This window comes from Fibrobacterota bacterium (genome assembly GCA_019509785.1).
Lineage (GTDB): Bacteria > Fibrobacterota > Fibrobacteria > UBA11236 > UBA11236 > Chersky-265.
The window spans coordinates 104,548-121,799 of sequence record JAEKLQ010000036.1 but is presented as its reverse complement, the minus strand read 5'-3'; the positions used below and the strand labels follow the sequence as shown (position 1 = coordinate 121,799).

The following is a 17,252-nucleotide window of genomic DNA, read 5'->3' as shown; positions in this document are numbered from 1 at the left end:
GATGTCTGAGTGGCTACCTTCGGCCCTTGTTGACGGCCCCTAGGAAAATGGCAAATTAGAGTGGCCCGAAAATGGAGACACTCTAATCGCTAGCCTACTTCGATTCCTGGTGATGCTCGCCGTGGTCGCTTCCGCGGGTTTCGCCAACAGCAATCGCACGGTCCCGTGGAAGACCTTCGAGACCGCGCATTTCGAAATCCTGTTCCATGACGACGTAGCGCCCCAGGCCCGCGTAGCCAGGGTCTTCCTCGAGGAAGCCTACGCCAAGATAGCGGCCGACCTGGGCATGCGCGAACGCGGGATCATCATAACCGTGGTGATGACCGGCATCGCGGACGAATCCAACGGATTCTCCTCCCCGTTGGGCCACCATATCGTCATCTTCACCCGGCCGATGCAGGTGCTGGCCTCCGGGGACATCGCTTGGCTCAAACGCGTCCTCGCCCATGAGCTTACCCACGAGATCACCTTCCTGGCCTTGCGCAAGTCCGGCTTGGGGATCTATTCGGAGATCTACAAGAGCGCGGCCCTTCCGGCTTGGTTCATGGAAGGCTTGGCGCAGTACGAGGCGGAGTCCTGGGATGCGAAGCGGAATACCTTCTTCGCGCATGTCCTCTACAATTCGGCATTGGAGCCATACCCGGACTTGGCCACCTATACCAAGGATGATCCCGTGACGGGCAGGCTGGTCTACGAACAGGGCCATGCCTTCGTGCGCTTCCTGGCGGCGCGGCAAGGCGATCGCTTCCTCGCGAAGGTGTTGGCGCGCGTGCGCGTCATCCCGATCTGGAACGAGCTCAAGGCGCTCCTCTCGCCTCTGACGGCAAGCATTTTGCCATTGGAAGACGCACTGCATGCGGAATCGGGACGGACCATCCGCCAGCTCTACCGGGAATTTTCCGATTCCGTGCATGCCGGCCTTCCTTCCGGGGCTCTTGCCCCTTCGCCCTTGCGCGGAGGCGTTCCCGGCTTCGACGTGGTCTTTCAGGAAAAGCTCCTCGACTCTTCCTCCTTCATCTTCACGGGGCAAATGAAGATGGACCAGCCCCTAGTTGCGCTCTTCGAGTCGCGGGCCGGCGTCGTTCGGCGCCTAGGACCGCAGGCCGTAAATCCGGTGTTCGATTTGTCTCCGGACGGGAAACGGATCGCGTTCGTGCGCACTTCCAGCGACGTAGATGGCGATCCCCGCGAGGGGTTATATGTGGCGGATATCCATGGCAAAGGGGAGATGTTCATTTCCGACGGCGCCGCCCATCCCGCCTTTCTCGGCAAGGATAGCTTGGCCTTCTCCCATTACGCCCATGGTCGCCAGGCTTTGGCGACCTGCGACTTGAGCCGGGGAACGCCCGCTTGCCGGGAGGAAGCCCCCGACAGTTTGGTCGGCTTTTACGCCTTGTCCCGTTCCTTGCGCGGCCTGCTGTTGAACGCGACGGATACCGCGGGAAGGACCGGGATTTACGAATACGCGCCCGGCGCCGGATTCGCGCCCGTATACCGGGACGGCCCGGTAGGCGAATTTCCGGTGGAGTCCCCGGACGGCCGGGTGCTCATGCTGCGTGATCGCGGGAACCTGCTGCAGGTGGATGCGTTGGACCGCGTCACGGGACGCATCGCGCCGGCTGCGACCTTCCCCCTAGGTACCTTTTACTTACATGACGCCGGCGGCGGCATCGCGGCTTCCGTTGTTCAGACCGGAAGCCCTGGGCATTGGGGTTTGCAACCGGTGGCGATCGCGCCGCCTCCGTTTCCATCGGCGCTTCCGCCGGATTCGAAAGGGAGAGACGGAATGCATTGGCCCGCGGATAGCGCGGCTGGGGTGGACAGTACGGCCGATGCGGATGGCATCGATAGCGTGGAGCGCGCGGTTGGAGCGGATAGCGCTGTTGGCTCGGATTCCGCGAGTATGAAAGCGATTGCCGCGGCCAATTCCGGGGACCCGAGCCGTGCCGCGGGGAAAGATACGGCCTTGGCGTCGCCGCGCGATACGGTAGCGGTCTACCGCAAGCCCGGCTTTCTCGTGACCAAGCCTCCGGAGTTCCCGTCGAAGGGAAACCCGGGCCCCGAGATGGCGCGGACTTATAATTCCCTACTGGGAATCCGTCCCCTCTATCTGGCCCCGTTCATCACTTCCACCTTGGATGGGCCTGCTTTCGGCGCGAGCGTTTATCTCCAGGATCCCCTGGAGTTGCATACCTTGAGCGTGATGGGCGCCTTGGGGCCGAGCCATGACCTCTACGGGATCAGTTACTTCAACCAGCAAACTCCGGCGGGTATCACTCTCTCCGCGACCAATACCTATTTCAATACGGATGGGTTGCCGAAGCCCGAAGGCTGGAAGGAATTCGACCTGGTCACTACCGCCGACGTATTCTCCGCCGGCGTGAACATTCCCTTTCCCGCGCCCGCGAATTCATTCGCGGGATTGGGAATGCGAGTCACCTCCTATTTCAAGGAATACCGTTTGGCCGGGAAAGACACCGTCAACGATTATAAGGTGCTGCAGGGTTGGTCCGATTCGCAACAAGAACTCGATAAGCAAATCTTCCTTGGATTCACTTACAACTCCCCGTACGCCTATGACCAGGTCCACCCTTTGTGGATGTCCGATGTCGAGGGGGGCGTTGATTTCAAGGATTTCGGGCCTGACGTTTTCTATTACTTGCGGGAGACCCTGCCTCTGTGGAGGGAGTTGACCTTAACGGCGCGATGGGCAGGCGAGATCATGGTTTACGATCTTCACGCGGTGGATGCGGATCCGCCCGCGGTGGGACCGGTGACTTTTTTTCGAGGGGGACGGAGCGGTAACGTCGAGGACGGATATGCGGGCTTGGACTTCCCGTTGTACAAGGGCTTTATAGGGGAAATCCCCGTGCTGGGATTGTGGAATTACATGGGCGGAGGATTTTTCGGATCCTACCATCACCGGGAGTACGATGAGCAGATCGTGGATAACCGATACCGGCTTCTTGCCGACGATTCGGATGATATTGTGGTCGGGGCGAAATTGACCGGGCTTTTCCATTTCATGCGTCGGCTCCCCTTCGCTCTCTCATTCCAAGTAGGCTATGATCTGAATCGCGAATCCACGGTCTTTCGATCTAGCTTCGAGAGTTCCGGGATCCCACTCACGGTTTCCCTGCATCCGGATTTCGTTCCCGGCTTGGGCAATGCGCGCAGGCGCGGTCCCTGATCGGCGGATGGCTCGCCGTAAACGGATCGATGTTGGCTAGCGCGCCGCCCGGCCCTTTCAGGCCGCATCGGCGGCGCCGTCGCCTTTGATGCCGTACTTCGCCAGCTTGTTGTGGAGGCCTTGGCGGCTTAAGCCCAAGGCCCGGGCCGATTGGGAAATGTTCCCGCCGCTGGCTTGCATGGCGCGGTTGATCCACTCCACTTCCAGTGCCATCACCGCTTCGTCCAGCATCAGGTCCTTGGGCAATTGCGCGATGGGCGCCGTGGCGGCGGTTCCAGCGGGGGCCGCGGGTCCCGGCGCGCCTTGGATCCGATCCGGCAAATCTTCCGGCAGCACCACGGTGCGGTCGCCCACCATGTTGAGGGCGTATTCGATGGCATTCTCGAGCTCGCGCACGTTGCCCGGGTAGTTGTGCGCGGCGAGGCGCGCCAGGGTTTCGGGGGCGAGGCGCGGGGCCGGGCGCCCGAACTTGGCGGCTTTCTTGCGGAGGAAATGCTCGGCCAGGACCGGGATATCGTCCCGGCGTTCGCGCAGGGCGGGCGTACGCAACGGAACCACCGCCAGGCGGTAATAGAGATCTTCGCGGAAGGTCTTGTCCTTCACCATGGCTTCGAGGTCGCGGTGGGTGGCGGCGATGACGCGTACGTCCACCTTCTTCTCGATGCGGCCGCCCACCGGCGTGAAGGTGCCCTCTTGCAGGAAACGCAACAGCTTGGCCTGCATGCCGAGGGACATGTCGCCCACCTCATCGAGGAAAAGGGTGCCGCCATGGGCGCCCTCGAGGATGCCGGCCCGGTTCTCGGTGGCATGGGTGAAGGCGCCTTTCACGTGGCCGAACAGTTCGCTTTCCAGGATCGATTCCGGAAGGGCCGCGCAGTTCTGGGCGATGAAGGATTTGTCTTTGCGGGAGCCGGCGAAGTGCAGGGCGCGCGCCACCAATTCCTTGCCCGTACCCGATTCGCCGGTCACCAGCACCGTGCTCTGGGAATTCAGCAGGGCTTGCAACTTATCCTTCAGGCGCTGCATGGGCGCCGAGACGCCGATCAGATCGCGGAAGGCGGCCGCCTCCTGGATGGTGCCCGCCTTGAGCGTGAGGTTCTCCCGTTCCAGGACCTGATTGCGGGCCTGCAATTCCGCGTGCAGGCGGCGGTTCTCCCCCGTGAGCTGATGCATCTGCACCGCTTGCCGGATGACCACCTCCAGATGGATGGGCTCCCAAGGCTTATGCAGGAAGTGGTAGATCTGGCCGTCGTTCACGGCGGCCACCACGGAATCGAAATCGGAAAAACCGGTGATGAGGATGCGGATGGTATCGGGATGGGTGCGCCTCACCCAGGCCAGAAGCTCCGAACCGGACTCGCCCGGCATGCGCTGATCGGAAAGGATGCAGGTGATCTCGCGGCCGTCGAAAAGCTTGCGGGCCTCGGCGGCATTGGCCGCCCCCAGGCATTCGTAGTCGTCTTCCAGGGAGCGGATGATGCTACTGACGATGGCGGGCTCGTCGTCGACGACGAGGATGGCGGGCTTTCTGGAATCCATAGGCTCCCGTGGCTTAGATGGGTAACGTTACCAAGAATTCCGCGCCATGGCCATCTTGGGAGCGCGCTTCGATGTTCCCCTGGTGGGCCTGCATGATTTGATAGCAGATGTGCAGGCCCAACCCGATGCCTTGCCCCACCGGCTTGGTCGTGAAGAACGGTTCGAACAGGTGCTTCAGGTTCTCGGCGCTGATGCCCGGCCCGTCATCGCAAATGGAGGCCACCGCCTTTCCGTCCTCCGCCCGGGTCCGGATGCGGATATGCCCTTTCTCGCCGAGCGCCTGGCCCGCGTTCACCAGGATGTTCAGGAACACCTGCTGGATCTGGGTCTCATCGGCTTCCACCGGGGGGATGGAACCGTACTCCTTTTCCACCGCGATGTTCTTGCTGAAGCTGGTCTGGGCCAATAGCAGGCTCTTCTCGATGAGCCGGTTGAAATCGCAGGTCTGCTTACGCAGGTGCGTCCCCGGCTCGGAACTTCCCGCCCGCGAAAGGCCGCGCAGGTTCTGCACGATATCGCGGATGCGGATGGAACCTTCCTGGCTTTCGCGCAAGGCCTGATCGATTTTGGCCAAGACCGCCCGGGCTTTCGCGTCCAGCGGCCCGGCGGAAAGGCCGTCCAGGTACTTGCGGATCTGGAACAGGTTGGCGTAGATGAACCCGATGGGATTGTTGAGCTCGTGGGCGATGCCGGCCACCAACTGGCCCAGGCCCGCGAGCTTCTCGCTGTGGATCAGTTGCCGCTGGGTATGTTCCACCTCGCGGATAAGATCTTCCAGCTCCCGGTTCTTGGCCACCAGTTCGGTCGTATAGCGCTTGCGGGCGATGTTGGCCGCCATGGCCTTGAGGATGGCGCGCAAAAGCAGGACGGCCGCGACCGCCCCCGCGATGAAGAGGAGGATCTGCTTGCGCCGGACCGGATCGCGCAGGCCATGGTAGGCCGCGCGCGCGGCCTTTTCCCAGGCGGCCGCCAGGAAGCCGCTCTCCCAGACCTCCATGGAGCCTTCGCCCGGGACCACTCGGCGCGTGATAACCCTGCCGGAGGGAAAGCGCACGCGCACGCGCAATTCGGCGGAGTCGGGCGGGTAGAAGGTGGCGGGGCCCAGGTAACTGCTGAGATACCCTTCGCCATCGTGGAGTTCCGTGCTTTGGATCAGGGCCCATTCCTCCGGGCCTATCCCCGGGCGCCGTTCCCACAGGCTGAGCTGGCTGCCGACGCCGAAGACGTTGGACCGGACGCCGCGCGGCGAAACCAGGAGCCGTCGGCGCTGCGGCGGGGATCCGTCCAGGATGGAGGACGCGCTGTCCCGCGATACGATCACCAAGGCGTTCCCCTTGGCCGGGGTGAGCGCGCCGGACATGAAGCCGGTGTTATAGGTGGAAGAGTCGTCATCCAAGCCCACGGCCGCCAGCTCGCGCTCGAGGAACATCCCACCGGCGTTTTCGTAGTAATGGTTTCCCGAGCGGGAGGTGATGAAAAGATCCAGATCGCCATCGCCATCGAAATCGCCGAAGCCGCCGCCATAGCTGTCGAGGGTATCGGTCAGGCCGCGCTCGCGGGCGACCTCCTTGAAGGCGATGGGTTTCGGGACGGGATGCCAATCGGAGGGAAGGTCCGCCAGCTTGGGCGGATCGGCGAGGTTCTGCAGCAGCAAGTTGGGCCCTTGCCGCACCGTGATCAAGAGGTCGGGGTCGCCGTCATTGTCGAAATCGCCCGGGAGTACGGCATTGCAACGGGCGCCGGGCGGGAGATCGAAGCCCAACGGGACCTGCCGGAAACGGAAGGGGGCTACCTGCTCGTAAATGGCCAAGGGCCTATGCCATCCGGTGATGATGAGATCGAGATCCCCATCCAGATCGAGATCGCACCAAAGCGCTCCCTGCGAGCCGGGATCCGGGAGGATGCCGGCCGAGTCGAGCGGGACGGGGATCAAACGAAGGCCATGATCGTTGCGGTAGAGCCGCGGCGGGCCTTGCTCATTGGTCAGCAGCAAGTCCGGCCAACCATCCCGATCCACGTCGCCCCAGACGGCCATGTTGGCGTCGACGTCGCGTTGCAGGCCCATGCGGCGGGCCACCGAATAGAAAGTGCCGTCGTTACGGTTCTTCAAAAGGTCCAGGGATTCGCCCCAGCCGCAGATGAGGATGTCGATGGCTCCGTCGTTGTCGAAATCGGCGGCGCTCGCTCCCAGCTCGAGGTTGCGGATGCCCTGCGGCATCAGGTTGCCGCCCACGCCGGCGGCGATGGATTTGTCCCGGAAGGTGCCGTCGCCATTGTTGATGAGAAGCCGGTTCAAGGTGCGGAAGCCGACGATGTAGACGTCGAGCAGGCCGTCCTGATCGAAATCGGCGAGGGCGACCCCGTAGCTGTCGCGGATGTCGGGGATGGGGGCCTTATCCGCGGCGGCGGCGGACCAAAGCAGCGCGGCGGTGGCGGCGGTAACGAAAAGGATCCGCACGCGCGAAACATAACAAAACCCCCCGCCCCGGACGGGCGGAGGGAGGGAAGGGCGTTTGAGCTTGAGAGCCGTTCGGGCTCTCGGGGTCTCCTTAGACCCTCGGGGCCACCGGCCTCCGGTCCGGGCTTCCGGGGAGAAGCCCTCGCCGAAGCGGGTGATTTGGCCTCGGGCCCCGCTACTTGCGGACGTATACGTTCCGCTGATGCCCGTCCCGGTTGTCTTGGACGCTCACCTGGTGCGCGTCCTCGTAGAAGTGGTAGTTCCCGTTGGGCCCTTGCTTGTCCTCCGAGACCTGGTTGCCATCGCTGTAGTAGTGGTAATTCCCATTGGGTCCTTGACGGTCTACCGAGACCTGGCGGCCATCGCTCCACTCATGCGACTGGGTGTAGCCCGGCCGGCCGCAAGCGGCTTGCTCCACCACGACCGTCCTGCGGGGTTCCTCATGCCGGATGATGGTGACCTCGCGGCGCGGTTCCTCGTGGATGATGGTGACTTGGCGATCGCGCTTGTGGGCATGTTCCCATCCGCGACCATGCTCCCATCCGCGGCCATGCTCGTTTTCGACCACCACCACGTCGGGGCGGCGCTCCGGCTGCACCACGACCACTTGGGGTTGCGGCTGGCGGCCGAATACGGCTCCGACCGTGATGACGCCGCCGGGGATTTGATGGGTCACCTCTACTTCGCCCGAGACGTTGGCGCCGGGGCCGCGGCGGTCCCAACCGTCGTGGGCCTGGGCGGCGAGGGGCAGAAGGCCGGCCAGGGCCAGTCCGGCGATTTTGAGATTGAGCTTAGGGGTTACTTTGGTGAGTTTCATTTTCGCCTCCAGGATTCGTTTCCTGTCTGGATATTAATCAAGGGCCGTGCCAAGGCGAAAAAGCCCGATTCCACGCTAAAAAAGGTGTCGGGCTTCTATACCATCCACGAGATGGACGGGCGTTGAGGAGGAATCATCCACGGGGTGGACAGGGGGGATCCGCCTCACCAGGCGAATTTGAAGTCGAAGCTCCACACGTCCGCCCCGCGCAAAGGCATCTGCTGCAAGACGCGGGGATCGTTGCGGGAATGCGCGAGGGAAAAATGCAGGACCTTCAGGAGGTTGTCGCAGGCCAAACCTTCGGAATGCCCCCAAACGCCTTTCTCCAAAGCATCATCGGACCAACCGCCTGAGGTGTTGGCGGCCACTTGGAAGCGGGAACGCCCGGCGGGAAGGTTCCAAGGCCAGAGGCGATAGCTTATGGATGCGGACGCATGCCCGAAGAAACCGCGTTCCCCATCCGATGCGCGGCGGGAATCGGCGTACGCTTCGCTACCCAGTTCGAGGGCCGGGTAGGGCAAAATGCCTTTGGCTTCCGCCCCGATCTGGGAACGGCGCCGATAGCGGAAGTAATTCAACGCGGGAATCAACTCGGCTTCGCCCCAGCGCCAACGTTTCCGCAGCCCGATGAGATCCAGGCTTTGCCCTAGCGTGTAGAGCGTGGAGAAGCCGTAGCCATGCACGTCGATGTCGAGGAAGGCTTGCAAGTGGTCGCGCGATCCTTGCCATGCCGAAGCGGAGTCGGGGCCGGGCACCAGCGCGAACTGCGCGTTTTCCCCCGCGCCGGAGAAAAGCGGAAAGCTGCGATCGAAGAGGCCTGCGGCGATGCGGAAATGATCGGCGCGTTCCAGCGTGATGGCGAAATTCTGGTACTCCTGGCTCCAGGCGATTTCGTCCGCGGCGCCGGAAGAATCCTTTCCGTAGTAACGGAGAAAAGCCGGATTCCAGGCCCGCGGCGGGGACAAGGAAAAGCTTTCCGCTATGTCATACAGGCCGAAGGCATATTCGCCTTGCAGGTAGGCCACGCGGAATCCCAAGGCGCCTCTGCTCAATTCGCCTTGCATTTCCCCGACCGTGGTCGGAATCCGCATGCGTGCGCCTTCGGTTTCGGGCAAGGCATAACGGAGATCGAAGTAGAAGAACCAATGCCCCGTCGCGTCCGCCTGGCCCTCGTCGAAGTCCCTCAGATACTCGCGCTGGGTCCGCAAAACCGATATTGAGGAGTTGGCCATGGAACGGAAGGCTTCCGGGGCCAGCAGCGAAGGGGCCCCCATGGCGTTTTCGACGGCCAAGGCGGCGACGAAGAGCACGCGTCCGGAAAGCCCCATGCCCCGAAAAGCTAGGTAATCGGATGGGCGCCGTGACGAAACCCGGCATTAGCGCCGAAGGCGTGCACAGGCCAGCCTCGCGAAGAGGCCCGCCTACTGGGTCGGCGCCTGCGGGGCGGCGGATGGGAGCGGTGCGGGCGAAGCCGCGACCGGGCCGGGATCCACCACGATGTCGCCATAGGTGTGCAATGCGCCCGTGAACGAATCGACGATGGTCCACAAACCGCCCACCAGCCACCAGCCGTATTCCGATTCGCGCTCCACGGAAACGCTTTGGGTCCCGTTCGCGGTGGTGATATCCACCTTGATGGGGTCGGAGGCTTTCTTCAAGAGGAACCGTCGGACGTAGAACGGCGAGCCGTTTTCGCTGCCTGCGTAAATCAAGGTGCCGTCGGCTTCCTTGCCGTTGATCATCACCTTCGCATCCTTGTCCGTGGAATCCGAAACGATATTCACGCCCGTCTTGGTCGGGAAGAACGCGTCCTGGTTGTACCGGCCCCGGACCAGGGTGGCGCATCCTGAAAGCGAAACGCCCAGCAAGGCCAAGGCTGCGTAGATAGCGAGGCCGCGGAGCGGTCCCGATCGCATCCGGGAGCTGGAACGGTTTTCCGATCTGGAATCATTTGCCATGATTCGCCCCGATTTCATATTGGGTGGCTTGCGAACTCGCCACCTTATCCATGTCCAATTCGGGAAGGCCGAAGAGATTGTCCGAATAAGTATCGACTACGTCGCCGATGCCCATGGTCATGAACAGATCGATGTACAGGACGAACTTGTATCCGCCGATCAAATCCCTCTTCAGCAGTACGGACTTCGTTTCCCCCGCGCCGTTTTGGACGCTGAGGGTATAGTACTGCTTTTCCGTCGGAACCACGATCGCGGGTAGCGAGGTGACGTTGTAGGTCACGGTGGTGGAGGTCCGCGAGACCTCGCTGGCGGAATACTGCAGGTAGGACCAGGTGACGGGGTTGCCGTCGAGGTAGAATTTCGCGGCGTTCAATTCGCCCTCGGTACCGTGCAGGAATATCGCCTTACCATGCTGCTTGGCCATCGTGGCGCAGCCCAGCAAGCTCGCGGACAAGCCCGCCAGGACCGCGAGGCCAAAAAATCTATGTAACATCCCCGATACCTCTTTCCGGAATGAAGGAGCCGCAAACGTAACTCGTTAGCATCGCTTAAAACGCGGCGGCGGCTTTTATTTTCCGGTCCGGAATCCCTATGCTGATCTTGCTTTGTGATCTTGGAAGACGTCGTATGTAATATGTATTACTTCGGCGCAGGGTCCCGACCGGGCCATATCCGCGATTTCCGCCGATCCGATGCCGGAAAGGAGATCAGGTGTAAGATCGCCCGACAAACGCGATGCGCCGATTTTGCTTTTGCTTAGCGTCCGGCGGCATTCCCAAAAAACCATCATGGCCTTCCAGGGAATCGTCCGAGGCCCTAAATCCGATCTAGAATCCGGTCTGGAAACGGTCCGTTTTCACCCTCTGCTTCTCTTCGAGAAGGACTTCCTCGATACGCTTGCGCCCGTTCGCGGTCAGGATTTCGGGATCCGCATCGTGGAGATGTCGCATGGCGATCGCCATGGAGAGGCTGGCTTGGTAGACCGATCGCCCGTTGGAGGACTGGAGCCAAGTTTCCAGTATCTCCAGTGCGCTTTCCAGCCCCGCGGCGGCTTTTTTCAAATGGGCGATGTCTTCGGGATTCATGGGCGCTCCGGCGGGGAAGGTAGAGGTAGAAGTTAACCTATACGGTATCCGGGGACCGTGTTAATTCTCCCGCTGCCCGATTGGGTTCGGAATCGAGGTATATGGTTGGTCAAATGCGGTTACCGGCCAATTCCGGAACCCACGCAATCTTCCGCGCCTATTGGCCTTAGCACAAGCATGCTTCCGTCGGAACCGGAATTGGCCACCCCTTTCCCATCCAAACCTCGCCAACGGCAAAGGCCGCCGATGGGCTCGTATCGTCCCGGTTCCGCCTCGACGGGCCTCTTCCAAGGCATCGGAGGCCTTTCCTCACGGCATTCCGCCCGCTGGCACGGCCCTTGCCATACAAGCAGCCCGTAACACGCGGGTAACTCCCCGCGGACGGACCCCGATCCAAGAGGCGAACCATGCTGGGATTCTCACGCAACGCGAGCACGAATTCCAAACTCGCCACCATAGTGGGGGTTTCCGTGGTTTTCTTTTCCCTGTACGGGCTCTATAGCTACGACACCGTGCGGCAAGTGAAAATCAATGGCGTAGCCTACCAGCGTATCGTGCAAGACAAGGACGTGATCGCCGATATCCTGCCGCCTCCGGAATACCTGTTGGAAGCTTACCTCACCGCCTTCCTCATGTTCGACGACAAAACCGGCAGCCGGCTTCCCGCGCTTTCGGAAAAGGCCGCGCATCTCAAGGCCGACTACTTGGACCGGCATGCCTACTGGGCGACCAATCTTCCCGATGACGAACTCAAGAATACCTTGCAACGATCCTCCTATGAACCTGCCCTGCGCATGCTCGATGCCATCGAAAAGGATTTCATCCCGGCCCTGCGCGCGGGCGACCGCGCCAAGGCGGAGGCGATCCTGCATGGGAAAATCAGCCAGGAGTACGCCGATCACCGGGCCGAAATCGACAAGGTGGTCGAGATGGCCACGGCCCGCAACCAACAGGATGAGGCCCAGGCCGCCGCCGTGGTGCACGGCCGCACCGCGGGCCAGGTGGCGTTGGGCCTATTGTTGGTGCTGGCGCTCTCGCTCATCAGTTGGATCCTCATCCGCCAAATCGAGGCGAAGGTTTCCCGGGTCGTGATCGGGGTGCGGGCCAGCTCGGAAGAAATCACCAAGGCGGCCATGCAATTGCAAGCGAGCGGAAAATCCCTGGCGGACGGCGCGGGACGCCAAGCCTCCAGCCTGGAACAGATTTCCGCATCCCTCATGCAGCTCACGTCCATGACCCAGGGCAACGCCGAAAACGCGGGGATGGCGGGGAGGCTTGCCGTAGATTCACGCAAGGCGGCGGAGAAAAGCCGGGATAGCATGCAAGGCATGTCCCAGGTCATCGCCAACATCAGCTCTTCCTCGGAAGAGTCCGCCCGCATCGTGAAGACCATCGACGAGATCGCTTTCCAGACCAACCTTTTATCCCTGAACGCCGCCGTGGAGGCCGCCCGGGCCGGCGACGCGGGGAAGGGTTTCGCCGTGGTCGCGGAAGAGGTGCGCGGGCTGGCGCGCCGGAGCGCCGAGGCCGCCAAGGGAACGACGGCCCTGATCGAAGAGTCCCGGAAGTACGCCAAAGGCGGCGTCGCCGCATCCTCCGAAGCCGTGCAATTCGTCCTCGGGATTTTCGGGAACGTGGAAAAGCTCAACGAATTGGTCCAGCAAGTGGCCGCGGCCTGCAAGGAACAAGCCCAAGGGATCGATCAGATTAACTCGGCCGTCACCGACCTCGATTCGGTTACCCAGGGAAACGCCGCCCACGCGGAGCAAACCGCCGCCTCCATCGAAGAACTCTCCTCCCAGGCCCGCCAATTGCAGGACCTGGTCGATTCCCTTACCAATCAGGGTTGAGGCCGCACCCGCGAAGTCGGTGAAGCGGGGACATCACCAGCGCAACCGCAAGGAAGCCATCACCTGATGGTCCTCGGATTCGATGGCCAAATTCTCCGGCCCTCCGGGCTGGGAGTTCTGCACGGTATGTCCGCTCGCGTATTGGTAGGCGAAGTCGAGGCCTACGCGGCGCGTGGGCATGAACCCGATGCCGGCGCTGATGCGGAAGGGATCGGCCTGGTTCGGCTGCGGGCGTTCGTCGTCCTGGTTCTCCCAGGTATAGCCCAGGCGCAGGGCGGGCCCATGCTTATCCAGGTACTGCTCCAGCCCGATGTTGAAGGTGTGCTTGTTGGGATAATGCACGTCATGGCGCACGAAGGCTTCGCCCGCCGAATTGTAGCTGTAGCTGCTCCAGAAATCGCCGTGCCAATCGAAAGAGACCTGGGTCAGCCCAGACTGGAAAGCCAGGCCCAGCTTGGCCTGGAAGGGATGATGGATGTCGTACTGCGATTCCAAAGGGCTGCCGCCCTTTTCCTGGTAGGTGTCCTCGAGTTGCAATTGTTCCATCACCACGGCCGATCCGCCCACGCTGAACATGTCGGAGAGATGGATCAAGAAGGAAGGTTCCAGGTTATAGCCGGTGTAATCTTCCAGGTAACGCGCGGTGCTCCCGTCCTGGATCTCCAATTGCTCGCGGCCCGATACGGCGCTGGCCGCCAGCCCCAGGCTCACCTGCTCGCTGACCATGTAGGCCAAACCCAAGCGGTAATGATCCATCTGGCCTTCCGCGTCGTAGAGGTACTCGTTCCCGTTGGCATCGCGGTAGGCGAGCGGGTCGTCGAAAGAAACGGGAACGTAGTAGCCGAGCCCCAGGGCCCACCGGCCCCCATCGGTAAGGACCATGGTGAGGGCGTTCAGCTTGGTGGTCTCCAGGCTGGTCGGCGAGGACCTTTCCCCGTCCAGCGATGCCTGGTTCTCGGAAAAACCGTAACTGAGGTTGGCCGCCACCTCGGAACGCGATAGCTGGGTCATGCCCGCCGCGTTGTAATACAAGGCCGAATAGTCATCGGCCACGGCCGTGAAGGCTTCGCCCAAGCTGATGGCCCTCGCCCCCACGCCGGTCTTCTTCCCCAAGGACACCAGTTCCCCGGTCACTTCGGCTCCCGCCGTCGAGAGCGCCGCGGCCAACGCCAAGGCGCCCAACCCAATCCTGCTTCGCATATCCTCCATCCTTTCGGTTTCGTATCGTCCCGCCGCGCCTCCGGCCGGGGCCCCGGAGGAAACGGTTCCGGGGCGGTCAATCTCTCGGTTCGCTAGGGAAGGGGCGGGCGCCCGTTGCCGGAGGCCCGCCCCAAGGAATCAATGGGGACGCGCCCCGACCTGTACCATCGAATGGCTGACGCCGCGCATGCGCACGGGACGGCCGCCATCCTCGGGGAACAGGTTGCGTGGGCCTCCGCCTCGGGGGCCGCCCTCGACTCGGGAACCGCCCCAGCCATGGGAACCCTCGACAACGCGATTGACCGAATGCCAACCGCGCCCGCCCTCATGGCCGCCCCCATGCCAGCCGAAGCCGCCATGGGCCACGATCACGGTCGAGCCGCCATACACCACGCGCGCCGGGCGCCCGTAGTACACGACATGCCGATCGCATTCGGGAGGGTCCACGTAGACCCGGCGGATCACGCGGACGTGATCGCAAGGTTCGGGATCCTCGTAGCGTTCGACGACGGTGACCTGCGGCGGAGCGGGACGTACGATGTGTCTTTCGATCACCACGTCGGGGTCATCCGACTGGCTATCGTAAACGGCACCGTTGTCCTCATCCGCTTCGGCCTCGTCATCGGCCTCGGGGTATTTGTGCGTGACTTCCTCGACCACGACTTGCCGGGGATGTTCGTCCCAGGTTCGTCCCACGGTGACGGCACCGTGGGGGAACCCGAGGCTGATCTCGGCATGGCCGTAGGAATCCGCCCGCGCCTGCCCCGGCAAGGCGAGCAGGCCGGCCGCGACGACGCCTAGCATTGCTGCTGGGACGACCGACCGGACCGGCCGCGAACCTTGCGGGGCGGCGTGGGGGAGGGTGGGAATGGACATATGGGACCTCCTTTCGCTTGGGGATATGCCCGCGAGGAGGCTAAAACAAAAGGCGGGCCAATCGAAGGAAGGTTCGAATCAGGCAGGAATCGCGAACGGGGAGCGGCGGGAGGCTAGCAGGTGGACGGCGGCCGGGGGCGCCGCCGTCCAGAGGGTGGACAGAGGGATGGGCATCCTGACGGACGGCATCCTTGCGGAGGGGGAGTTATCCCTTGGCGAGTTTGCCGTCCTCAGCGGCTTTCTTGAGCTTGTCGTTGGCCCAGATGGCGACTTCGACGCGGCGGTTCGCCTGGCGGCCGGAGGCGGTGCCGTTATCGGCCACGGGGCTCTTTTCGCCCATGCCCGATTCGGTGATGCGTCCGCGCTTCACTCCCGAGCCCACGAGCTCGCTTCCCACCGAGCCGGCGCGCTTCTCCGAAAGCGAGAGATTGTAATCGTCCTTGCCCGTGCTATCGGTATGGCCTTGCACCATGATCTCCGTATCCGGATACTTATTCAGCACCTTGGCCAGGTTCTTCAGGTTGGATTCGGCATCGGACCTGAGCCGGTCCGAATTCACGTCGAAGAGGATGCCGGAGTTGAAGGTGATCTTGATCCCTTCCCCGACCCGTTCCACCTTCGCGTCCTTCAGATCGCGCTGCAGCTCTTCGGCCTGCTTGTCCATGTAGTGCCCGATGGCCGCGCCCCCGGCGCCGCCGATGGCCGCCCCGATGATGGCGCCCGCCGCGGTATTGCCCGTGGCGTGGCCGATGAGTCCGCCCACCACGCCGCCGGCCCCGGCGCCGATCAGGCCGCCTTTACCGGCATCGTTCATGTCCGCGCACCCGACGAGCAACGCCAGGCAAACGGCCAAGCTTCCGGCTCGCTTCATGGTAATTGCGTTCATGTTTCCTCCTTGCCCCATTATAAAGGGGCTCTTGGGCTCCATTAATCGGATCCCGGTCTTTCATTTACGAAAAAAAGGTTCCTATGCCGCATGACAAGGAAAAACCGACGGGATTGCCGGAAAGAGACGGATTAATGCCGGAAAGCGGCGGTTTTGGCTGAAAGGGATGAACCGAACGAGCCTAAACCGCCGGTTCGGCCAAGGGTCGGGCGCGATCTTTCCACAAGAGAAGATTGGCGCCCAGGATCAGCGCGCCTCCTGCGAGCAAGCGCGGGGTCGGATGCTCGTTGGGATATAAGTCGGGGGTGCGCACCAAGAGCTCGGGCAGCCAGAACGCGCCCAGCGCGGTCATGAGCGGCTCGCAGCAGTAGATGAATCCGGCGATCACCGATCCCACCCCGGACTGGAAGCGGTTCATCAGCGCGAAGGGAAGCGCCGTGCCCAGCAGGGCCAAGGACGCCTCCAGGAAAAAGGACCGGGGGGATGCATGCAATCGCATCGGCAATGAGATCCCGCCGGGGATGAAGAGGAGGCAGGCCGCGGAAGCCAGGGCCACCAGGAGGATCAGGGCGATGGTAACCTTGAAGGGATCGGCTTCGCCCGCGGGCACGCGATCGACCCACAGGATCTGGCCAGCGAACAGCCCGGAGGCGGCGATGTTCTCCCATTCGCCCCGGCCCAGGCGCATCTCGCGCGGATGGAAATCCGTGAGCACGGCCATGCCGGCCAGAACCAGCATGCAACAGATGGCGAGGATCGGGGTCATGCGGCGGATGCGCGCCGCCCAAGCGAAGAGCGGGACCAGGACGCAGTAGAGCGCGATGAGGAAACCGGCGGTGGAGGCGGAGGTATAGTTGATGCCATCCACTTGCAGGAACATGCTCACCGTGGTGAAGGCCGCCAGCGCGGCCCCATGGGCCCACTCCTTCCGGCGGAGATGCCAGGGGGCGATGCGGAGGGCGGCCATCAGGGCCAGGGCCGCCATCCCGAAGCGGACGGCCAGGGAAGCCAAGGAGGCGGCCGCGCTCCCATGGCCGGGCGCGAGCCAATCCTGTTCGGCGGCCAAAGCCTTCATGACCGGGATGCAAAGGCCCCAGAGGCAGGCGGCGAGGAAGAGAAACGGCGCGGGTCGGATAGAAAAAAGCATCGGCCAATTATAGCAGTATTAACCTCCCGATTTCGGAACCCAGCTTCCCGGACCCGTACGGATTGGGCCATCGGATCGCGATCTTTTTTCTTCCGGAGAGGCCGCAAATCTATATTTGACCGTTAGTTCCGTGCACTGGACCGCACGGAGAGCGATCGGCCAAGACCCATCCATGGGCTTTAGCCGGCCGCTGGGTTTCGCTTGCGCCGGAGCGCGCATCCCAGTACATGGGAGTTTGGAGTTTTC

General features: G+C 62.6%; 13 protein-coding genes. 2 read left to right on the top strand and 11 right to left on the bottom strand.

The window, feature by feature from the left end; genetic code table 11:
• Window positions 1–109 precede the first annotated feature (109 nt).
• Window positions 110–3,190, top strand: a complete 3,081-nt coding sequence (locus JF616_10285; protein ID MBW8888131.1) for a PD40 domain-containing protein — start codon at window positions 110–112, stop codon at window positions 3,188–3,190.
• Between the two features lie 57 nt (window positions 3,191–3,247).
• On the opposite strand, the gene JF616_10280 is transcribed toward JF616_10285, so the two are convergent.
• The 7 genes from JF616_10280 to JF616_10250 all read right to left on the bottom strand — a co-directional run bounded on the left by JF616_10280 (window position 3,248) and on the right by JF616_10250 (window position 11,047).
• Window positions 3,248–4,729, bottom strand: coding sequence for a sigma-54-dependent Fis family transcriptional regulator (locus JF616_10280; protein ID MBW8888130.1), 1,482 nt, complete (start codon window positions 4,727–4,729; stop codon window positions 3,248–3,250).
• Between the two features lie 13 nt (window positions 4,730–4,742).
• The gene (locus JF616_10275; protein MBW8888129.1) at window positions 4,743–7,187 is read right to left on the bottom strand and encodes a VCBS repeat-containing protein; all 2,445 of its coding nucleotides are present in this window, start codon (window positions 7,185–7,187) and stop codon (window positions 4,743–4,745) included.
• Window positions 7,188–7,362: 175 nt separating this feature from the next.
• Window positions 7,363–8,004, bottom strand: a complete 642-nt coding sequence (locus tag JF616_10270) for a hypothetical protein (protein ID MBW8888128.1) — start codon at window positions 8,002–8,004, stop codon at window positions 7,363–7,365.
• Window positions 8,005–8,168: 164 nt separating this feature from the next.
• On the bottom strand, window positions 8,169–9,332 hold the full coding sequence (locus JF616_10265; GenBank protein MBW8888127.1) for a hypothetical protein: 1,164 nt from the start codon (window positions 9,330–9,332) through the stop codon (window positions 8,169–8,171).
• 93 nt (window positions 9,333–9,425) lie between these two features.
• Window positions 9,426–9,962, bottom strand: a complete 537-nt coding sequence (locus JF616_10260; GenBank protein MBW8888126.1) for a hypothetical protein — start codon at window positions 9,960–9,962, stop codon at window positions 9,426–9,428.
• Window positions 9,952–10,455 carry a hypothetical protein gene (locus JF616_10255; GenBank protein MBW8888125.1) on the bottom strand — a complete coding sequence of 168 codons (504 nt, stop codon included), beginning with the start codon at window positions 10,453–10,455 and terminating at the stop codon, window positions 9,952–9,954. Before JF616_10255 ends, JF616_10260 begins: the two co-directional genes overlap by 11 nt.
• Window positions 10,456–10,789: 334 nt before the next feature.
• On the bottom strand, window positions 10,790–11,047 hold the full coding sequence (locus tag JF616_10250; GenBank protein MBW8888124.1) for a hypothetical protein: 258 nt from the start codon (window positions 11,045–11,047) through the stop codon (window positions 10,790–10,792).
• Between the two features lie 407 nt (window positions 11,048–11,454).
• Here JF616_10250 and JF616_10245 point away from each other — a divergent pair, with 407 nt between their 5' ends.
• Window positions 11,455–12,897, top strand: coding sequence for a methyl-accepting chemotaxis protein (locus JF616_10245; protein MBW8888123.1), 1,443 nt, complete (start codon window positions 11,455–11,457; stop codon window positions 12,895–12,897).
• 33 nt (window positions 12,898–12,930) lie between these two features.
• Here JF616_10245 and JF616_10240 read toward each other — a convergent pair whose 3' ends face one another.
• The 4 genes from JF616_10240 to JF616_10225 all read right to left on the bottom strand — a co-directional run bounded on the left by JF616_10240 (window position 12,931) and on the right by JF616_10225 (window position 17,006).
• Complete coding sequence (locus JF616_10240; GenBank protein ID MBW8888122.1) at window positions 12,931–14,097, bottom strand: hypothetical protein; 1,167 nt, start codon at window positions 14,095–14,097, stop codon at window positions 12,931–12,933.
• 138 nt (window positions 14,098–14,235) lie between these two features.
• Window positions 14,236–14,973, bottom strand: a complete 738-nt coding sequence (locus JF616_10235; GenBank protein ID MBW8888121.1) for a hypothetical protein — start codon at window positions 14,971–14,973, stop codon at window positions 14,236–14,238.
• A 205-nt stretch (window positions 14,974–15,178) separates the two neighbouring features.
• Window positions 15,179–15,859, bottom strand: coding sequence for an OmpA family protein (locus tag JF616_10230; protein MBW8888120.1), 681 nt, complete (start codon window positions 15,857–15,859; stop codon window positions 15,179–15,181).
• Window positions 15,860–16,040: 181 nt separating this feature from the next.
• Window positions 16,041–17,006 (bottom strand): DMT family transporter, encoded by a 966-nt coding sequence (locus JF616_10225; GenBank protein ID MBW8888119.1) that lies wholly within the window; start codon window positions 17,004–17,006, stop codon window positions 16,041–16,043.
• Between the last annotated feature and the right edge of the window lie 246 nt (window positions 17,007–17,252).

Excerpts from the sequence above, each read along its gene's own strand:
- JF616_10265 (MBW8888127.1), bottom strand. The coding sequence starts at position 9,332 with ATGGGGCTTTCCGGACGCGTGCTCTTCGTCGCCGCCTTGGCCGTCGAA.
- JF616_10245 (MBW8888123.1), top strand. The coding sequence starts at position 11,455 with ATGCTGGGATTCTCACGCAACGCGAGCACGAATTCCAAACTCGCCACC.
- JF616_10225 (MBW8888119.1), bottom strand. The coding sequence starts at position 17,006 with ATGCTTTTTTCTATCCGACCCGCGCCGTTTCTCTTCCTCGCCGCCTGC.
- JF616_10230 (MBW8888120.1), bottom strand. The coding sequence starts at position 15,859 with ATGAACGCAATTACCATGAAGCGAGCCGGAAGCTTGGCCGTTTGCCTG.
- JF616_10240 (MBW8888122.1), bottom strand. The coding sequence starts at position 14,097 with ATGCGAAGCAGGATTGGGTTGGGCGCCTTGGCGTTGGCCGCGGCGCTC.
- JF616_10255 (MBW8888125.1), bottom strand. The coding sequence starts at position 10,455 with ATGTTACATAGATTTTTTGGCCTCGCGGTCCTGGCGGGCTTGTCCGCG.
- JF616_10270 (MBW8888128.1), bottom strand. The coding sequence starts at position 8,004 with ATGAAACTCACCAAAGTAACCCCTAAGCTCAATCTCAAAATCGCCGGA.
- JF616_10235 (MBW8888121.1), bottom strand. The coding sequence starts at position 14,973 with ATGTCCATTCCCACCCTCCCCCACGCCGCCCCGCAAGGTTCGCGGCCG.
- JF616_10280 (MBW8888130.1), bottom strand. The coding sequence starts at position 4,729 with ATGGATTCCAGAAAGCCCGCCATCCTCGTCGTCGACGACGAGCCCGCC.
- JF616_10250 (MBW8888124.1), bottom strand. The coding sequence starts at position 11,047 with ATGAATCCCGAAGACATCGCCCATTTGAAAAAAGCCGCCGCGGGGCTG.
- JF616_10260 (MBW8888126.1), bottom strand. The coding sequence starts at position 9,962 with ATGGCAAATGATTCCAGATCGGAAAACCGTTCCAGCTCCCGGATGCGA.